This is a genomic window from Rhodococcus sp. BUPNP1 (assembly GCF_002215235.1).
In the GTDB taxonomy this organism is placed as follows: Bacteria; Actinomycetota; Actinomycetes; order Mycobacteriales; family Mycobacteriaceae; genus Rhodococcus.
Map to the genome: position 1 here is coordinate 121,340 of NZ_NERM01000010.1, position 18,000 is coordinate 139,339.

Annotated in this window: 20 protein-coding genes; 9 read left to right on the top strand and 11 right to left on the bottom strand. The window is 68.5% G+C overall.

The window, feature by feature from the left end; translation table 11 throughout:
• Nucleotide 1: 1 nt before the first annotated feature.
• Nucleotides 2-808, bottom strand: coding sequence for an acyl-CoA thioesterase domain-containing protein (locus B9C99_RS12535; protein WP_088898082.1), 807 nt, complete (start codon nucleotides 806-808; stop codon nucleotides 2-4).
• A 59-nt stretch (nucleotides 809-867) separates the two neighbouring features.
• Here B9C99_RS12535 and B9C99_RS12540 point away from each other — a divergent pair, with 59 nt between their 5' ends.
• Together B9C99_RS12540 and B9C99_RS12545 are read left to right on the top strand one after the other, a co-directional pair.
• Nucleotides 868-1,944, top strand: coding sequence for a nucleoside hydrolase (locus B9C99_RS12540; RefSeq protein WP_088898083.1), 1,077 nt, complete (start codon nucleotides 868-870; stop codon nucleotides 1,942-1,944).
• 37 nt (nucleotides 1,945-1,981) lie between these two features.
• Nucleotides 1,982-2,380, top strand: coding sequence for an Lsr2 family protein (locus tag B9C99_RS12545; RefSeq protein ID WP_088898084.1), 399 nt, complete (start codon nucleotides 1,982-1,984; stop codon nucleotides 2,378-2,380).
• 61 nt (nucleotides 2,381-2,441) lie between these two features.
• Here the strand turns inward: B9C99_RS12545 and B9C99_RS12550 are convergent, their stop codons facing one another.
• Entirely contained in the window at nucleotides 2,442-3,854 is a 1,413-nt protein-coding gene (locus tag B9C99_RS12550; RefSeq protein WP_088898085.1) for an FUSC family protein, read from the bottom strand.
• Between the two features lie 70 nt (nucleotides 3,855-3,924).
• Between B9C99_RS12550 and B9C99_RS12555 the strand changes: the two genes are divergently transcribed.
• Nucleotides 3,925-4,437: a MarR family winged helix-turn-helix transcriptional regulator gene (locus tag B9C99_RS12555; protein ID WP_088898086.1), complete on the top strand. Its 513-nt coding sequence runs from the start codon at nucleotides 3,925-3,927 to the stop codon at nucleotides 4,435-4,437.
• Nucleotides 4,438-4,450: 13 nt separating this feature from the next.
• Here B9C99_RS12555 and B9C99_RS12560 read toward each other — a convergent pair whose 3' ends face one another.
• A complete protein-coding gene (locus B9C99_RS12560) occupies nucleotides 4,451-4,930 on the bottom strand; it encodes a hypothetical protein (RefSeq protein ID WP_172414942.1) in 480 nt (159 codons plus the stop codon).
• Nucleotides 4,931-4,977: 47 nt separating this feature from the next.
• Nucleotides 4,978-5,790 carry a DUF72 domain-containing protein gene (locus B9C99_RS12565; RefSeq protein ID WP_088898088.1) on the bottom strand — a complete coding sequence of 271 codons (813 nt, stop codon included), beginning with the start codon at nucleotides 5,788-5,790 and terminating at the stop codon, nucleotides 4,978-4,980.
• Nucleotides 5,791-5,888: 98 nt separating this feature from the next.
• Between B9C99_RS12565 and B9C99_RS12570 the strand changes: the two genes are divergently transcribed.
• Entirely contained in the window at nucleotides 5,889-6,470 is a 582-nt protein-coding gene (locus B9C99_RS12570; RefSeq protein WP_060652608.1) for an HdeD family acid-resistance protein, read from the top strand.
• A 25-nt stretch (nucleotides 6,471-6,495) separates the two neighbouring features.
• Here B9C99_RS12570 and B9C99_RS12575 read toward each other — a convergent pair whose 3' ends face one another.
• Complete coding sequence (locus B9C99_RS12575) at nucleotides 6,496-6,903, bottom strand: TIGR03618 family F420-dependent PPOX class oxidoreductase (protein WP_088898089.1); 408 nt, start codon at nucleotides 6,901-6,903, stop codon at nucleotides 6,496-6,498.
• Between the two features lie 127 nt (nucleotides 6,904-7,030).
• Between B9C99_RS12575 and B9C99_RS12580 the strand changes: the two genes are divergently transcribed.
• Both B9C99_RS12580 and B9C99_RS12585 read left to right on the top strand, forming a co-directional pair.
• Nucleotides 7,031-7,360 (top strand): GYD domain-containing protein, encoded by a 330-nt coding sequence (locus B9C99_RS12580; protein ID WP_088898090.1) that lies wholly within the window; start codon nucleotides 7,031-7,033, stop codon nucleotides 7,358-7,360.
• 75 nt (nucleotides 7,361-7,435) lie between these two features.
• Nucleotides 7,436-8,734, top strand: coding sequence for an MFS transporter (locus B9C99_RS12585; RefSeq protein WP_088898091.1), 1,299 nt, complete (start codon nucleotides 7,436-7,438; stop codon nucleotides 8,732-8,734).
• A gap of 39 nt (nucleotides 8,735-8,773) precedes the next feature.
• Here B9C99_RS12585 and B9C99_RS12590 read toward each other — a convergent pair whose 3' ends face one another.
• The 5 genes from B9C99_RS12590 to B9C99_RS12610 form a co-directional block, all read right to left on the bottom strand.
• Complete coding sequence (locus tag B9C99_RS12590; RefSeq protein ID WP_088898092.1) at nucleotides 8,774-10,471, bottom strand: AMP-binding protein; 1,698 nt, start codon at nucleotides 10,469-10,471, stop codon at nucleotides 8,774-8,776.
• A complete protein-coding gene (locus tag B9C99_RS12595) occupies nucleotides 10,468-11,343 on the bottom strand; it encodes an alpha/beta fold hydrolase (RefSeq protein ID WP_088898093.1) in 876 nt (291 codons plus the stop codon). The genes B9C99_RS12590 and B9C99_RS12595 overlap by 4 nt, the downstream gene beginning before the upstream one ends.
• Nucleotides 11,340-12,080: a hypothetical protein gene (locus tag B9C99_RS12600; protein WP_088898094.1), complete on the bottom strand. Its 741-nt coding sequence runs from the start codon at nucleotides 12,078-12,080 to the stop codon at nucleotides 11,340-11,342. The genes B9C99_RS12595 and B9C99_RS12600 overlap by 4 nt, the downstream gene beginning before the upstream one ends.
• Nucleotides 12,077-13,273, bottom strand: a complete 1,197-nt coding sequence (locus B9C99_RS12605) for an acyl-CoA dehydrogenase family protein (protein ID WP_088898095.1) — start codon at nucleotides 13,271-13,273, stop codon at nucleotides 12,077-12,079. Before B9C99_RS12605 ends, B9C99_RS12600 begins: the two co-directional genes overlap by 4 nt.
• Nucleotides 13,274-13,359: 86 nt before the next feature.
• Complete coding sequence (locus B9C99_RS12610; protein ID WP_088898096.1) at nucleotides 13,360-13,959, bottom strand: TetR family transcriptional regulator; 600 nt, start codon at nucleotides 13,957-13,959, stop codon at nucleotides 13,360-13,362.
• 126 nt (nucleotides 13,960-14,085) lie between these two features.
• On the opposite strand from B9C99_RS12610, the gene B9C99_RS12615 reads away from it, so the two are divergent.
• The 3 genes from B9C99_RS12615 to B9C99_RS12625 are packed head-to-tail and all read left to right on the top strand — an operon-like array spanning nucleotide 14,086 to nucleotide 16,567.
• Nucleotides 14,086-14,583 carry a nuclear transport factor 2 family protein gene (locus B9C99_RS12615; protein ID WP_088898097.1) on the top strand — a complete coding sequence of 166 codons (498 nt, stop codon included), beginning with the start codon at nucleotides 14,086-14,088 and terminating at the stop codon, nucleotides 14,581-14,583.
• Entirely contained in the window at nucleotides 14,580-14,954 is a 375-nt protein-coding gene (locus B9C99_RS12620) for a DUF485 domain-containing protein (RefSeq protein WP_088898098.1), read from the top strand. Before B9C99_RS12615 ends, B9C99_RS12620 begins: the two co-directional genes overlap by 4 nt.
• Nucleotides 14,951-16,567, top strand: coding sequence for a cation acetate symporter (locus tag B9C99_RS12625; protein ID WP_088898099.1), 1,617 nt, complete (start codon nucleotides 14,951-14,953; stop codon nucleotides 16,565-16,567). The genes B9C99_RS12620 and B9C99_RS12625 overlap by 4 nt, the downstream gene beginning before the upstream one ends.
• Nucleotides 16,568-16,571: 4 nt before the next feature.
• On the opposite strand, the gene B9C99_RS12630 is transcribed toward B9C99_RS12625, so the two are convergent.
• The gene (locus B9C99_RS12630; RefSeq protein WP_088898100.1) at nucleotides 16,572-17,918 is read right to left on the bottom strand and encodes a phosphotransferase family protein; all 1,347 of its coding nucleotides are present in this window, start codon (nucleotides 17,916-17,918) and stop codon (nucleotides 16,572-16,574) included.
• Nucleotides 17,919-18,000 lie beyond the last annotated feature (82 nt).

An 18,000-nucleotide genomic window follows, 5' to 3' on the forward strand; every position in this document is an offset into this window, starting at 1 on the left:
GTCAGCCGAAATCGACCTGCCGCTGCGCATTCGCGAGCGCGGTGACCACACCGGTGCCGAATGCGCCGAGACGGTCGAACAGCACCGCGGTACCGACCGCGATGCCCTCGCTGCTGATGTGGTTGTCGGCCTCGATACCGACCTCCGGTCCTTCCGGCAGGCGGGACAGCGCCAGGGTGACATCGGAATTGATGTAGCCGACGCCCTTGTCCGACCAGTTGGTCACGAACGACGTGCCCTCACCGACGGTCGCGGTGTTGACGAACGGTGACAGTTCCTCGCCGACGATGATCGGCAGCTGCCGCGACCACAGCCGCTTGCGATCGGAGTTCTGGTGCTCCGACCGCACCCGCGTCCATCCCGGGCCGTCGCTGCCGTACCAGGACGAGTACTCGAGCGGTCCGGGCTGCGTCTCCAGGGAACCGGGAGGAGGCGTCGGTGACTCGCCGCGCAACCACACCGACCCGGGCGGCGGGGCCGACTTGCGGAGGAAGGTGAGCGTCGCGCGCGCCGACACCTCTCCACCCTGCATCAGGTTCGCGTCGGCGACGCGGATGCGGTTGCCGTCGCGCACCCGGGTGGTGGTGAAGGTGATCGGCTCGTTGCGGACCGGCCTGAAGAGATCGAGCGTGAACCGGGACGGGACGAAACCCTCGACGGCATGGTGGATCTCGAGCTCGCGTGCGACCAGACCGCTCACACACGGCCCGTTGAGCATCGTGTCCGACCACGGACTGGACGCATACTTCGTGGGCAGGTAGACACCGTCGTCCTCGGTGAAATAACCGCGGTTCTTGCGCTCGTGCATTCGGGAATTCTCCCAGCACCGGCCGCAGTGCGCTCATCCGGATACCCCAAGATGGGTTCGTGCACGTACACGAACCCGATGTTCCGGCCGCCCGTACCCGTCTGATCGTCGACGTCGACACCGGCATCGACGACGCTCTCGCCCTGCTCTATCTCGTCGCGAGCCCGGAAGCCGAGATCGTCGCCGCCCTGTGCACGGCGGGCAACGTGCCGGTGGACCAGGTCACCGCCAACACGCTGTCGTGGCTCGAGGTGTGCGGCCGGCCCGATATCGAAGTGGCTGCCGGATCGCAGGTTCCGCTGGTCGCGCCGCTGATGACCACCGAGGACACCCACGGTCCGCAGGGAATCGGGTATGCGGAACTTCCCGCTGCGTCGCGGTCGCGGTCGTCGCGGTCGGCCGCGCAGGCGTGGGTCGACCTCACACACGAGCATCCGGGAGAGCTCACCGGGCTCGTCACCGGCCCGCTCACCAACCTCGCCCTCGCCCTGCGCATCGATCCGGAACTGCCGTCGCGGTTGCGTCGCCTCGTGATCATGGGTGGGTGTTTCCACCATCCCGGTAATACGACACCGACCTCGGAATGGAACGTCGCGGTGGATCCGGAGGCCGCCAAGGTCGTGTTCGACGCGTTCTCGATCGTCCCTCCGGACCGGCGGCCCATCGTGTGCCCGCTCGACGTCACGGAGTCGATCGAGATGCATCCCGAGCATGTCGCGCGGATCGGGGACGTCGTCGGTGTGCCCCGCTCCGGCGAGCTGTCCCCGGACGCTCCGCGCGGTACGCGGTCGACGGCCGATGTCCCTCTCGTCCGCCACATCTCCGATGCACTGCGGTTCTACATGGAATTCCACCGTGACCAGGGCCTGGGCTTCCTCGCGCACGTGCACGACCCGTTCGCCGCGGCGGTCGCGCTGGGCACGGTTCCCTATACCTCCCGGCCCGCGACGGTCGACGTCGAACTCGACGGCCGGCTCACCCGGGGCACGACGGTCGCCGATCTGTCCGGTATGTGGCAGAGGACGCCGAACGCGGATATCGTGGCGGGCACCCGTCCGGCAGAGTTCTTCGATCATTTCGTCGAGCGGGTGGGATCGTACATTCGCGACTTGAACCTACCCCCGAGTAAGAACTAGCGTCGACAGCGCACAGTTCGGGGACAAGGAGATAAACGTGGCACAGAAAGTGCGCGTCCAATATTTCGACGATATCGACGGCCAACCGATCATGGACGGCCTGGCGCAGTCGTTCCGCATCACGGTCGACGACGACGAGTACGAAATCGACCTGCGGCCGGCGAACGCAGACAAGTTCCTGGCGGTCCTCCGCCCGTGGCTGCACGAGAAGGCACCGGCGAAGCCCGCTTCGAGCACCCGCACCATCACACCGAAGCAGACGGCAACAAAGGCTCGCACGCGGACGGCGGGGACCCACAAGGCGATTCCGCCCACCCGGTCGCCGGAGCAATTGGCCGCGATCCGACACTGGGCCCGCAACAAGGGTTACGACGTCAGTTCGCGCGGCCGGATCCCGCGTCACATCCTCGAGCGGTTCGAAGCCGCTCATTCCTGAGCATCACCCCGCCGCCTCCCGCGGCAGGCCATGAACACCACCGACGACCGGTGCCGCCTCGTCACGCGACGAGATGGTGCCGGTCGTCGCGTCGGATGGTCACCGCAGCGACGATCACGCCCACGACCACGCCGATGACGGTGTCGGCGACCCGGTTGACGGCGAGGCCCGGACCCGCGTGCTGCCCGAGACCGGTGAGCAGCAACGCCATCGTCGTCACCCCGACCGAGGCGAGCCCGTAGTTCCGGGTCACCGTGAGTTCGGTGAGGGTCTGGAACAGCACGGCGGCCGCGACCACCGGCCAGTAGCCCAGGTCGAGCGCGAGCAGCACGGCAGCGATCATCGCGCCGCCGACATTTCCGATCAGACGCTGGATGCCGCGCTGAACGGTGTTGCGGTAGTTCAATCCCTGCAACGCCGCCATGGCACCCATCGCAGCCCACAACGGATGGTCGAGCCCGATCAGTGCGGCCAGCGACGCGGCGAGCAACGACGCGACGAAGATCCGGGCCGCTCCGATCAGCACGAGACGGTCGAGCAGACGACCGCATCCTTCGCGGACGAAGCCGGGCGGCGTGGGCAGCACCGGCCGCCCCTCGGCATCCACGCGCGGAATCTCGATGTCGCGCCGCGCTTTCCGAAGCTCCTTCTCGACTCGGGCGAAATCGTCGCGGCGGGCGCGGGAGGTGTCGTGCGACCCGCTGTCGAGCACCACCTCGGCCGCATCGAGGAGGACGGCCAGTTCGTGGACATGGGCGTCCGGACGTCGCGGGGTATTCAGTGCGACGGTCTCCCGCGCCTTACGGATGCTCTGTCGCGCAGCGGGAACGGCGTCCGCACCGCGGATCTCGACGGCGGAGACCGCCGCGAGGGCACGCGCGACCGCCAGACGAGCGGGCGTGTGGGGATGGGAGAGCGCGGGCAGCATCGCGATGACATATCCGAGCAGCGCACCGATGGTCGCCGCAGCGGTGACCAGACCCGCGTCACCCCATCCGTCGGAGAAACCGGCGGCGCCCGCGGCGGCGAAGATGAGGATCACCGGGCCGGGGCCCATGAGCGAGAAGGCCGTGAACACCCAGTACGCGACGGCCGAGCCCAGCGAGAGCGCGACGATCTGCGCCCACAGCGGGGCGCCCATCGCGCCGAGTACAGCCCCGAAGGCGGTGTAACCGACGATGCCGAGGCCGACCCACGGAAGGCGCACGGCGAGACGCGGATACGGCTCGTATCGCAGGAAGGCACTGGTGAGTGCGCCGAGGGCGGCGAAGCCGGCGACCTGTCCGTAACCGAGCAGACCGCCGCCGACGAGGGCGAGCATCGTCGCGAACCCCACGCGCAGCGCCACGGCCACGGTCGGATCGCCGCGCCGCACTTCGAGGGCGTCCTTCCACGCGCTCGCCGACAGCGGATGCGCGAGCGCTCCCCGGGTGTGACGGAGCTGAGGGCGGTCGTCGAGTCGGCGGTCCAGCATCCGTCCACCATATTACTTCACTGGTAAAATATCTATGAAATTGTTCGTCCGCTGCCGTTAGACTTGCCACATGCCCTCCGAGACACCCCAGCCCGATTACGTCGATCGCGTACGTCTCGGATGGACTGCCCACTACCCCGACCTCGACCTGCGCCCCATCGACGTGATCGGCCGCATCACCCGCATCGGGTCGCTCGCGCTCACCTACTTCGATCGGGAACTCGAACCGAGCGGCATCAGCCGCAGCGAATTCGAGGTACTCAGCGCGCTCGCCCGCAGCGACCACCCGTTACGCGCCAGCGAGGTCACCTCGATCACGGGGATCTCCGGTGCGTCGACGACGAAGCACACCGAGCGACTCGCCAAACTCGGTCTCGTCGAACGCAAACGACTCGAACGCGACGGCCGCGTCGTCCTCCTCACCCTCACCGGCGAAGGGCGCGCACTCGTCGAGAAGGAATTCCCGCGACGCCTGGCGCGCGAGCGGCAGATGCTCGACGGACTCGACGACGACGAGGTGCAGACCCTGTCCGACCTGTTACGCAAGGTCGTCCGCAACGTCGAGAACCACTACCCGGCCTGACCCCCGGAACAGCTCAGGGCATCTCCTGCGTCTCGGCCCGCTCGATCTCGCTCACGGCGCGACGCAGATACGTCTCGGGAGCCACGCGGCGCGCAGCGACGAGGTCGGCGACGACGAGCAGGCCCGCGGCCAGATACTGCTCGGGACGAATCCTCGGGCGTTCGGCGTCGGGATCGGACACACCGAGCGCGCCCGTGAGTACGGCGACGACGGCCTCGGGTTCCAGCGACGGCAGCCATCGCAGCCCGGAACGGATGGAGCGTTCGAGCACGGCCTGCACGTCCTCACCGGCGAGGCCGTCGGGATGCAGTTCCTCGAGCAACTCCCGGACCATGCCCGCGTGCACGGCCGTGACCTGCTCGTAGGGCAGGTCGACCAGTACCGCGACCGCCTCGTCGAAGGGCTCGGCCGACTCGCTGCGGGCAGCGGCGAGCGCATCGGCGGTGGCCGTCGCGATCTCCCGCGGCGTTCTCGGCCAGTGGTCGGGCCACACAGCGATCTCCTGTCCTTCCTCCGGACGCCCTATCACAGTTGTTTCTGTCACAGGCGTTCCTGCAACGCGAGCGCGTCGTGCGGTGCATAGCCTTTCATGTCGTTGTCGAAGTACACGTAGACGTCCCTGCCGTCTCCGAGCCATCCGCGGATCCGCTCGGCCCACACGTCGAGAACGTCGGGGGTGTATCCGCTCGCGTACAACTCCTTGTCGCCGTGCATCCGCACGTAGACGAAATCGCTCGTGACGTCGGTGAGGAACGGGAACTTTCCGGCCGTGTCGGCGACGACGAGCCCGATGTCGTGCGCGCGCAGCAACTCCACGGCCTCCGGGCTCGCGAGGTCGGGATGTCGCACCTCGACGGCGTGCCGCAGCGGACGCTCGGCGTCCACCTCCACCCACACCCGGTCGTCGGCGAGCTTGTCGGTGTGCCGTCGGGCGAGTTCGCCGGCGGCCGTCGTCGTGCGGGGCAACCGGTCGAAGAAGTCCGCGAGCCTGTCCTCCTCGAAACCGAGGGTCGGCGGGAGCTGCCACAGCACCGGACCGAGTTTCGGGCCGAGCGCGAGCACACCGGAGGCGAAGAAATTGGCGAGGGCGTCGTCGACACCCGCGAGCCGTTTCATGTGGGTGACGAACCGCCCGCCCTTGACGGCGTAGACGAAGTCGTCGGGTGCGGCGTCCCGCCACGCGAGATAACTGCTCGGACGCTGCAGCGAGTAGAACGAGCCGTTGATCTCGATCGATCCGAACCGCTCGGCGGCGTATTCGAGTTCCCGGCGCTGGACGAGTCCTTCCGGATAGAAGTCTCCGCGCCAGCCCGGATAGCGCCATCCCGATATCCCGATCCTCGCCACGGCCACGTTCCCGAGCGTAACCTCGGCTTCGATTCGGCACGCGAAGCAGCACAACCGCGCTTATCCTCTGGGCTACAAGATCACATCACACGCCAGGAGCCGTCATGTCCACGAGCTCGGTTTCTTCCAACGATCCGTTCCGATCACTGCTGAAGCAGATCTGGTGGGTGGTGCTGCTGCGCGGCATCCTCGCGGTCCTCTTCGGTGTCGTCGCACTCGTCTGGCCCGGCATCACCGTGTGGGCGCTGGTGGTCGTCTTCGCGGCCTACGCGATCATCGACGGCATCGTGCTGGTCGTGCAGTCGATCCGCGACAAACCCGAGGGTTGGGGCTGGTGGCTCGCCATGGGCGTCGTCTCCGTCCTCGCCGGTCTCGTCGCGCTGTTCTGGCCCGGTATCACCGCACTGGCCCTGCTGTATGTGATCGCGTTCTACGCCATCCTGTTCGGCATCACCGGCATCGTCGGCGGCATCCGCTTCCGGAAGGTGCCCGAGTCCGGATGGGTGTGGTCGGTGCTCGCAGGTGTCGTCGCCGTCCTGTTCGGCATCGTGCTGCTGATCTTCCCCGGCGAGGGCATCCTGAGCCTGATCGTGCTGCTCGGCATCTACGCGATCCTGTTCGGCGTGCTGCTCATCATCCTGGCGTTCCAGGCACGCAGCGCAGCGAAGAAGGCCGGCGTCATCTGACCACCGGCCTTCTCCCCGATCGATCTCAGGCGTTGCGCAGACGACCCCATGCGTGCCATCGGTCGATCTCGATCCACGCGTTGACGCGTTTGCCGTCGCGCGCGTGGTACGGCTTGCCCGTGTAGTGGCGAGCGATCCGGTCGATGTCCTCCAGGGACGGATCGTCGGTGAATTCGACGACCCGTCCCTGGAGGCTCACGTGCGTGATCCAGTCCTGCGGATCCATCGCCGACAGGCTCACCCGCGGATCGTTGCGCAGGTATTCGAGGCGCTTGCGGGTGGAGTCCATGTTGACGAGGATGCGGCCGTCCTCGTAGACGTACCAGGTCGGAACGGACACCGGATGACCGTCCGGGCGCAGTGAGCTGATCGTGGCGTAGTTGGGCTGGGCGAGGAACTCGGCGACGGCCTCGGGTACGGGTCGTTTCGGCACGGCACTCCCTTTCGATACGGCGGACAGGGTCTCGATATCGAGCCTAGGCCGCGATTCCCGGCGAAACCGTCCCCGGCGACGCGGGGTGGACCGACCATGGAGGTCGGGATCTCGAAAGGAGACGGTCATGCCGCGATATCTCTGGCAGGTCAACTACACCGCGGACGGCGCACGCGGGCTGCTCACGGACGGCGGTACGTCCCGGCGCGACGCCATCGTCCGGATGGTCGAAAGTGTGGGCGGGACGGTCGATTCGGTGCACTTCGCGCTCGGTGGTCACGATCTGTACGTGCTCGGCGAAGTGCCCGACGAGATCGCGGCCGCGACACTCGAACTCCGCACCATCGCCTCCGGCGCCGCACGCTCCACGCCGATCGCCCTGCTCACTCCCGAACAGGTCGACGAGGCCGCGCGCCGCGACGCGAGTTACCGGATGCCGGGGACCGCGGACGGCTGACCGCTCGCCTCCCGGGACGCGCTGCTGGGTATCGTCTGCTCATCCTGTTGCTTTCTCGAAGAAAGTGAATTCACGATGAGTGTGCGCTCGGCCCAGCGCAGCGACCGCCGCCCGGCCCGCATCCACCCGGCATGGTGGGTCGCCGCGGTGGCCTTCCTCGCGTTGTTCGGCGCCGCCGGCTTCCGGGCCGCACCCGGCGCGCTCATGGTGCCGCTGCACGACGAGTTCGGCTGGTCGACGAGCGTCATGTCGCTCGCGGTCAGCATCAATCTCGTCCTGTTCGGACTCGTCGCACCGTTCGCCGCCGCCCTGATGGACCGGTTCGGCATGCGCCGGGTCATCTCGTCGGCGCTGTTCCTCGTGGCGCTCGGCGCCGCCGGCAGCGTCGCCATGACCGCCTCGTGGCAGTTGCTCGTCTTCTGGGGACTGCTCATCGGTACCGGCACGGGGTCGATGGCCCTGGTGCTGGCGGCGACCATCGCCGACCGATGGTTCGTCGAACGGCGCGGGCTGGTGATGGGCATCCTCACGGCCGGTTCCGCGACCGGTCAGCTGGTGATCCTGCCTCCCGTCGCCGCCCTCGCGGAGAACGTCGGGTGGCGGCAGGCCTCCCTCGTGATCGCTGCGGCGGCGCTCGTCGTCGTCCCGCTGGTGTGGGCGGTGATCCGCGATCACCCCGACGAACGCGGCGTCCTGCCCTACGGGGCCGACCCCGAGAACTACGTCGCGCCGGTGCGGGCGACCGGTGGTGCCGTCAGCAGAGCTCTCGAAGGGCTGGCCTTCGCGGTGCGTCACCGGGCGTTCTGGGCCCTCGCGATCGCCTTCGCCATCTGCGGAGCCACCACCAACGGACTCGTCGGCATCCACTTCATCCCGTCGGCCCACGACCACGGCATGCCCACGACCACCGCGGCGAGCCTCATGGCCGCCGTGGGGATCTTCGACATCGTCGGCACCATCGCCTCCGGATGGCTGACCGACAAGTTCGACCCCCGCAAGTTGCTGGCCTTCTACTACACCTTCCGCGGCGTGGGTCTGCTCCTGCTGCCCTGGTTGCTGCAGGAGTCCGTGCACCCCAGCATGATCCTGTTCGTCGTGGTCTACGGCCTGGACTGGGTCGCCACCGTGCCGCCGACCGCGATGCTGTGCCGCCGCATCTTCGGCGACCGCGGAACCATCGTGTTCGGCTGGGTGTTCGCCTCCCACCAGATCGGTGCCGCGGCGGCCGCTTTCGGAGCCGGGGTCATCCGCGACAACCTCGGCACCTACACCTACGCGTGGTGGGCCGGAGCGTCCCTGTGCGCGGTCGCCGCGTCGCTGTCGATCCTCACCAGGGGCCGCGTCGCCACGACCGCACCGATGGTCCGCAACTGAGCGACGCGACCGCGTGCGGATCGTGACGACGCAGAGGCACTATCCGGTTCGGAAGTCGCGTTCGCTACCGGCCCACTCGCGGGCCCACTCGCGCAGTTCCACGGCGCGGATCTTCGATCCGTTGCCCCCGACCGTGGTGGGCATCCGTTCGATGATGTGGATCGCCGTGGGCACCTTGAAGGCCGCGAGGGTCTCGCGGCACCAGGCCCGAAGGGTCTCCGAGGTCGTGTCCGCGGGTGCGTCGTCGGTGGGGACGACGAAACCGATCGCCTCGGTGTAGCCGCCGTCGCCGGTGATTCCGACGACCTTGGCCGTCGCCACGCCGGGATGCTCCGCCAGACGCGTCTCGATCTCGGCCGGATCGACGAGGAAGCCGCGCAGGCGCAGGACGTCGCCCATCCGGCAGATGTAGCGGAAGCCTCCGTCGCCGAGGTCGACGGCGAGGTCGCCGCTGCGGAACCAACCGTCGGCCGTGAACGCGCGCGCCGCCGCGTCGGGGTTCCCGAGATAGGCGTCGACGACGTTCGGGCCGCGGAACTGCAGTTCGCCCTGCTCACCGGCCGGGAGGACCCGATCGTCGTAGGGATCGGCGACCCGCAGTTCGATCGCGGTGTCGACCGCGCGGCCGCCACCGTTCCAGCGCACCGCTTCCGGATCGTCGGCGTTCCACAGCATCGCGAGAGCGAACACCTCCGACGAGCCGAACACACCGGAGGTGTGGGTGCCGAACTCGTCGCGCAGCCATCGGGCGATCTCGTGGGAGCGGCCGAGGAAGTCGGCGATGCCGACCCAGCGCAGTGACGACAGGTCGACGCGTTCGCCGTCGTGCCAGGCGTCGTAGAGACGGCCGAACAGGTCGTCGGCGCCGACCGCGTGCGTGACTCCGACCTCCCGCATCCGGTGCAGGACCGCATCGGGATCGAAGACCGTCTCCATGAGCAGCGCTCCCCCACCGGCGAGCGCGGCCATCGCGGTACTGAAACCGAAGACGCCCGAGACCGGGAGCACGCACAGCGCCACGTCGCCCCCGGCGACCTTCATGATCGCGGCGTCGGCGCGTCCGTGACGGACGACGGCGTTGCCGCGGTGTGCGGCCAGCTTGGGCACGCCCGTGGAACCGGACGTCGTGAACGCCACCGCGATCCGGTCCTCGGGATCGTCGTCGATCCCGGCCGGGGTGAGTGTCGCGGTGTCGGGGGTCTCGGGTGCGCTCGCGCCGCGCGTGTCGCCGCTGCCGGCCGTCCACGCGCCACCGCCGAGATCGAAGTCGGCCGGGGACGCCGAGGCGTTCGCCGGTCCGGGCACCACCGCGACCACCGGGGTGGCCACGTCGGGGACGGACGCCGCGGCCTCGGTGAGTCGGCCGAACAGGTCGAGTCCGTGGAAGGCGGCCGGCACGGCCACGACGGCAGGTCGCGCGGCGGTGAGGATGTGGGCGACCTCGCGGGTGTTGTAGCGGGTGTTGACACCGATGACGTGGGCGCCGAGCGCGGAGGCCGCGAACTGCCACACGAGTGCGTCGGACCAGTTCGGCAACATCACCGCGATGCACTGGCCGGCGCGCAGGCCGATGCCGTCGAGTTCGCTGCGCACGGCCTCGACCCGGTCGCGGAACTCTCCGCGGCTGCGGGCGACCGCCACGTCGTCGACGATGTCGTAGGCGATCGGGGCATCCGGGTTCGCGGAGACGAGTCCGTCGAGCAGTGCGGGCAGGGTATCGGTGCGGGTGGTGGTCACAGCGCTGCCTCCTCGGGAACAGCGACCCGGCGCAGTTCACCGATCCAGGTGTCGGCGAGCGCGGCGAAGTCGTCGATCTCCTCCATCGGATAGTGCCCGATGCCGGCCAGTGCCGTGAAGCGGGCGCGTCCGGGAAGTGCGTCGTTGATGGTCTCCGCGGCCCGGGCCACGGCGTCGGGGTCGATCCACGGGTCGTCGACTCCGGCGACGAGGTGGATCGGTGCAGTCACGCGGTCGAGGCGGTCGCGCACGTCGTGGGTTCCCCAGCCGATGAGGTCGGACGACGAGATCTCCGGGTCCTCCCGCTTGTGCATGAGCGCGATCGTGTGCGCCTTCGCCTCCGGCACCGAACGGCCCACGGATGCAAGGGTTCCCAGATAGGTGCGTTCGGAGCGCGACGGTCCGGCGACGTCCTCGAGTTCGCGACGCAGACCGGCGACGTTGACGCGGCCCGGGCCGGGTTCGGCTTCCATCGCCACGGCACCGGACAGCGGACGGTCCGGGCGGGTCGCGAGTTCGAGGGTGAGCTTGCCGCCGATCGAGCAGCCCATGACGAACGGCCGGTCGACGCCGAGCGCGTCGAGCACCTCGCACAGCCAGTCGCCGTAGGTGATCAGGCTCGTGACGGGGCCGCCGGGTGCGGGTTCTGAACGTCCGTGGCCGGGCAGGTCGGGGACGATCACCCGGTAGCCGCGGTCGGCGAGATCGCGGGCCACGTGGCGCCACTGCACGCCGCTCTGGCCGGCGGTGTGGATGCACAGGACGGTGGGCAGGTCGGTCGCGTCGAGCGCGTTGCCGGATCGTGCGTCGGGAGTGACGATCTCGACGAAGCCGAGCGCTCCGCCGATCTCCAGGTAGCGGGCCTCGATCATGAGCGGGCCTTTCGGGCGAGGGCACGGGCGTGCCCGATGATCGTGTTGAGCGGCTTGGTCAGGCGCAGGTACTCGTATCCGTCTCCGGTGGAGGAGAATTCGCCGCGGATGGCGCGGCGCATGAAGTCGTTCTCCTCGGACAGGACGAGATCGGCCCAGGCGTGGTCGGGGGCGACGAAGGTGAACGTCGCACCGTGCGGGGTGCGCCGGGTGACGTCGACGATGCGCCCCTTGTAGATGCGCAGGTGCAGTTCGGTCTCGCCGCTGCGCAGTCCGATGGTGCCGTCCCAGGTAGACAGCGACGAGGTGAATTCCCGGTCTTCCGAGAGGCTCTCGGCGAGCAGCGCACCCCAGGCCGGTGTGCAGAAGTCCAGTTCGGCAACGGTCGGCTTGTCGTCGTCGAAGGTCCATGTCTCGGTGCCGGATTCGCGTACCGTGCCGGTCGCGTCCACGAGCCGGATGAAGCGGCGCGCGGTCCGTCCGGACACGCGGGTGATCACGGTGTCCGCCGACACGATGTCCGAGGCGGAGACGGGATCGTGTGCGTTCCAGTCGAAGCCGGAGGGGACGCCACCGGGGACGGGCGGGACGAGCGATGCGACGGCCAGCGCACCGAGGACGGGTGAGTTCGGCGGCGCCACCGCACCGGAGTCGGTCAGGACATCGGCCACGATGCGGGGTTCCGAGGTGGTGCGGTCCCCGACGGTGAGCGGGCGGGTGACGGTGTGTGCGCTCATGCCTGTTCGGGCCTTCCCAGGAGTTCGTCGGAGATGATGCGCATCTGGATCTCGCTGGTGCCCTCGAAGATCTTCGTCAGACGCGCGTCGCGCCAATGGCGTTCGACCTGGAAGTCGGTGGTGTAGCCGGCGCCGCCGTGGATCTGGACGGCCTCGCTGGTGACCTGCTCGGCCATCTCGGTGGCGACGAGCTTGCACATCGAGGCCTCGAGCGAGCATCGCCGGCCGGTGTCGATGTCGGTGGCGACCGAGTACATCAGCTGGCGTGCGGCCTCGATGTCGGCGGCCATCTTCGCGATCTTGAACCTCAGGTGCTGGAAATCGCCGATGGGGCGGCCGAACTGGCGGCGGGTGTGCACGTACTCGATCGAGTCCTCGAGTGCGGCGCGGGCGAGACCGATCGCGCGGGCGGCGGTGTGGGCGCGGCCCACCTCGAGACCGGACACGGCGAGATAGAAGCCCTTGCCCTCCTCGCCGAGCATCTTGTCCGCCGGGATGCGGAAGTTGTCGAACGACAGTTCCCAGGTGCTCCACCCGAAGTAGCCGATCTTGCGGACCTTGGTGCCCGAGATGCCCTCGGGGAACACCCCGCGTTCCTTCTCGACGAGGAAGGCGCTGATGCCGCGGTGCGACTTGGCCGGGTCCTTGTTCGGATCGGTGCGGGCGAAGAGCACGAGGTAGTCGGCCTCGTCGGCGTAGGTGCACCACATCTTGGTGCCGTTGACAACCCAGTCGTCGCCGTCGCGCACGGCGCGGCACGATATGTTCGCGACGTCGGATCCGGCCTCGGCCTCCGACAGGGCGTACGCGCCGAGGTACTCACCGCGCGCGACCTTGGGCAGCAGCGCCGCCTCCTGCTCGGGGGTGAAGCCGCCGCCCATGCCGTTGCCGCGGGCGAGCAGACCCGACACGCTCATCCATGCCCGCGACAGCTCCTCGGCCACGAGGCAGTACTCGAAGACACCGAGCCCGAGCCCGCCGTGTTCCTCGGGGATCATGATCCCGAAGAAGCCGATCTCGGCCATCTCCTTCTTGAGGGAGTCGGGGATGGTGCCCTGGACCGGGTCGAGTTCGTTGGCGACGGGCAGCACCTTCGTCATCGCGAAGTCGCGGGCGAGGTCGCGGATCGCGAGGCGTTCCTCGGTGAGATAGCGCGGGGAATCGGTGCGCGGCTGCGAGGGGCGGTGGGTCATGGGAGGTGCACTCCTTCGATGGACCGGAGTAGGTCATTAACGCTTGTTCACCCAGTACAGCACGGCACCCATGACCCGTCAACGGTTCAGCGCGAATATCCGACCAGATTGAGCGCGTATCCGGCGAAATCGTCGGCGACCTCCTGCGCCGAGAGGGGGCCGCTCTCCCGGAACCAGAGGGGGATACCGGCGCACATGGTCAGCACCGCGGTGACCCCCTGGTGCACCCGCTTGAGCGTGAAAATCCCTTGCTCCACACCGTCTTCCGCGATGTCGACGAAGAGCTGCTCCTGCGCGTCGCGCGAGCCCACCACACGCTTGCGGTCGAGCGGACCGAGATACCGCAGCTCCGAATTCGCCACCAGACACGCTCGCGGATTCCGAGCGGTGTACAGCGCGTGGGCCGAGACCGCCGCGCGCCACCGCTCGGCCGGATCGTCGCCGACCTTACGCAGGGCGTTGCGGGTCGCCGTGAACTGCTCGTCGCTCGCGCGGCGGAGAATTTCCACGAGCAGTTCCGACTTGTTCTCGAAATGGTTGTAGACGTTGGCAGCGCTGCAACCTGCGGCGTTGGCGATATTGCGCATCGTCGACCCGTGGAATCCGCACTCGTAGAACTCGTCGAGCGCGGTCTCGAGAATCCGTTCCCGAATGGACGAGGACGCACCGTTCGACCGGCTGTTCATCCCTGCACAGTAGGCACACCTCGCGCCGACCAGCAAGAACCTTCCCGTTGACGGGGCTGTTCACCGTTGTTATGGTCCGCATCACATGAACGGTTGTTAATAACCACGCACAACGGAGGATCTGCTGTGTCCAGTCCCCATCCCGAACCGTCCCTGCTCGACCGCATCACCCGCCTCGAAGACCTCGAGGCGATCCGGAAGCTCGACGCGCAGTACTGCCGCCATCTCGACGACGGCAATTGGGACGCGCTCATGGAGCTGTTCACCGACGACGGCGAGTTCGACGGCCTGTCCCACCCGAGGGGAAAGGAGGAGATGCGCACCTTCTTCGCGGGACTCGCCGACGGCGGACTGACCTCCTTCTGGCACTTCATCACCAACCTCGAGATCGACCTCGACGGTGACCGCGCCACCGTGCGCTCGTTCCTGTGGCAGCCGTGCGTCACCGACGGCGCCCCCGCGATCGCCGCCGGTCGCTACAACGACCAGGTCGTCAAGATCGACGGCCGCTGGCTCTACAAGGTCAAGCAGGTCCGTTTCCACTTCTTCGGTCCGCTCGAGGCCGGCTGGGACGAGAACCTCTTCGCGCTCGACAGCGCCCGCGGCGCGGCGGTGCGGGCATGACCGACACCGTGAACAGCGCCGTCCCCGCATCCTCGACGGACGAACTCGTCTGGACGCGGATGCTCCACCTTCCCGAGATCGCGGAACTGCGTCGCCGACGCGCCCGGGTGACCAACACGCTCGGTGGCATCACCGTCGTGCTGTTCACGTCCTTCCTCGTCGCCTTCATCGGGTTCCCCGATCAGCTCGGCGCCACCGACGTCCTCGGCATCCCGCTGTCGCTGTGGGTGGTGTTCTCGCAGTTCGCCGGAACCTGGGTGCTGGTCTGGGCATACTTCCGTCTCTCCCGCACCTACATCGGCCCCGCCGTCGACGACGCCGTCGCAGCCGTCGAACAGAACCGTCCCGCATCCGAGGAGGTCGCATCATGACCGGTGACGCCGATTATCTCGCCATCGCGATCTGCAGCGCCGTCATCTCCCTGACCCTGTGGGTGACCTTCGCTGCATCCCGGCGCGCGAAGAGCGCCGACGGATTCTTCGCCGCGGGTCGCTCGATATCCAGCTGGCAGAACGGATTCGCCATCGCGGGCGAATTCATCTCCGCCGGCAGCTTCCTCGGCACCACCGGCCTGATCTTCTCCAAGGGCGTCGATGGCACCGTCATCCTGTTCACGTCCGTCATCTCGTTCCTGCCGGTGCTGTTCCTCCTCGCGGAGAAGATGCGCAATCTCGGCAAGTACACCCTCGCCGATGTCCTCGTCTTCCGCACCGACTCGCGGAACGTGCGGGTCGCGGTCGCGCTGAGCACGATCGCCACCGGCACCTTCGTGCTGCTCGCCCAGCTCGTCGCCGCGGGTGTGCTCCTCGAATCCGTCTCGGGCATCCCGTTCTGGCTGTCGGTGGTGGTCGCCGGATCGCTCATGGGCATCTACGTCTTCGTGGGCGGCATGCTCGCCACCACCTGGGTGCAGGTCATCAAGTCGACGATCCTGTCGGTGCTGGCGATCATCGTGTGCTTCGGCATCCTGGCGCAGTTCGGCTTCGCGTTCCCGAAGGTCCTCGACGCCGCGACCGACAACGCCGTCGCGGGCGACGCGATCCTGTCCCCCGGACTGATCTTCGGCCAGACCAGCGCGATCAACCTCATCTCCTACGCGCTCGCGTTCGCCCTGGGCACCGCCGGGATGGCGCACATCCTCATCCGGTTCTTCACCGTCCCCGAGGCCACGACCGCCCGGCGCTCGCTCGGCTGGACCGTCGCGCTGTGCAGCCTGTTCTACCTGATCGTCATCGTGATGGGCTTCGGCGCCGCGGCCGTGCTCGGCCCGAACGGCACCGACCTCGTCGGGCCCGGTGGCAACCTCGCAGCACCCGTGCTCGTCACCGAACTCGGTGGCGGCGCCGGCACGATCGGTGGGTCCGTCGCGCTCGCACTCGTCGCCGCGGTCGCCTTCGCGTCCATCGTCGCAGTGGTCGCCGGTGTCGTGATCTCCGCGGCCGGTACCTTCGCCCGCGACGTGTGGCCGGCGGTCACGCGGAAGGAACCGATCGAGAATCTCGACGCGGACGAGCAGGCCCGCGAGGACGAGGCCCAGGCCCGCATCGCGCGGTACGGGGCAGTGTCCTTCAGCGTCCTCGCCATCGGCTTGGCCATGCTCATCGGTGACGACACCAACATCACCTTCTTCATGGGCATGGCGTTCATGGTGGCCGGCAGTGCGCATCTGCCCGCTCTCGTGCTGAGCCTGAACTGGCGGCGCTTCAACGCCACCGGTGCGGTCTGGGGTGTGCTCACCGGTCTCGTCTCGACGGTCGTGAGCCTGATGTTCACCGAGGCCTTGTGGATGGGCAGCGGCCCCGCTCCCCTGACCATCCAGCTCCCGGTGATCGTCACCATGCCGCTCGGCATCGCAGCGTGCGTGATCGGGTCGATCGTCGGCGAGAAGCGCCGGGGACGCGGCCGACTCGAGGACGAGAAGTTCGCGGAGATGCTGGTGCGCGCCGAGACCGGCATCGGTGCGGAGGTCGCCGCCACGCACTGATCCGTCAGCGGTATTTCGGGTTCGCGACCTTCAGCCGGTTCGCGGCCAACCCCCTGATCACCTCGGCGACCTGCGGGTCGTCGAGGTGATCTCGTCCTGCACGCACACCGAGGGCGAGTTCGGCTTCGGAGCGGTAGCCGAGCCCGGCGAGCCGCACCCGGTAGGTCTCCCGCACCCCAGGGGCGAGGGTGGCCTCCCGCGCGGCGATGCCGAGGACGTGCGCGGCCACCCGGCTGCGGTAGCGGGTCTTCGCATCGGCGCCCGCCCCGACCTCCAGGACGAACTCGCGGACCGCCTCGAGCAGCTCCTCGACGGGCGGTGCCCCGAGGAACTGCGGGGCGGCGGGCGGAGTCTCCGTCTCCTCGTGGGGAGGAACGCCCAGCAGATCCAGCAGGTCGTGTTCGCACTCGGCGACGCGGCGGCCGATGGCGAGCAGTTCGAGGGTGTTGTCGCCTCCCGTCGCTGCTGCGGCGGCCTGCATCCGGCAGATCACCGCCCATCGCAGCGAGCCGTAGACCTCCCACCAGTGGACGACCTCGGGGTCGGGACTCTCACCCGATTCGTCGGCGTACCCGCGGAACAGGTCGTCGCGGGAACCGAACCCGCCGACCGGATGCGGCGAACCGAAACGCCACGTCCGGGTGCACAGCCACCCGAGGTCCTCCATCGGATCACCCATGTGCGCCAGTTCCCAGTCGAGCACCCCGCGCACACCCTCCGCGTCGACGAGGAGGTTCCCGTTGCGGAAGTCGCCGTGTACGAACGCTTTCCCGGTCGCCGGTGGACGGTTGCGGGTGAGCCACGCGAAGGCGGCCTCGAGCGTCGGCACAGGGTCGCCGTTGGTGAGGTACTCGTCGAACAGGGAGGTCAGCGGGTCGTGTTCCGGCAGGTTCGGTACGGCCTCGATGTCCATGCGGTGGATCCGGGCGAGTATGCGTCCGAGTTCGTAGGGCAGCGCGGCGCGGACCTCGGCCAGATTCTCGTCGCGCAGCAGCCGCTGCGGCAGTGCCTCGCCGGGCACCTTCGACATCACGAGGTAGGCGCCGATCCCGGGGTGCGGTTCGTCGCCGCTGCGGTCGATCACGTCGGGCACGGGCACGCCGACGCGGGCGGCCTCGTCGAAGGACGCCGCTTCCATGGCGATCCTGCGTGCGTCCTCGCGGCCCGGTGGGTCGCGGCGCAGGATGAGTTCCCGGGTGTCGCCGGTGGCCGACACCGCGGTGATCGCCCACGTCTCACGGCTCGCACCGCCGGTGAGCCGTTCGATGCGCCGCAGCGTCCAACTGCCGTCGAGTACCGACGAAAGACGCTTCGTCAGTTCGTCTTTCAATTCACCGCTGACGCCACCCACCGCGACCTCCCCTGTTCGGTTTCCTGCGGTGGATACTCCCACGGGGATCGGCGGTGTGCGAGCACTTCCACCGCGACGTCGC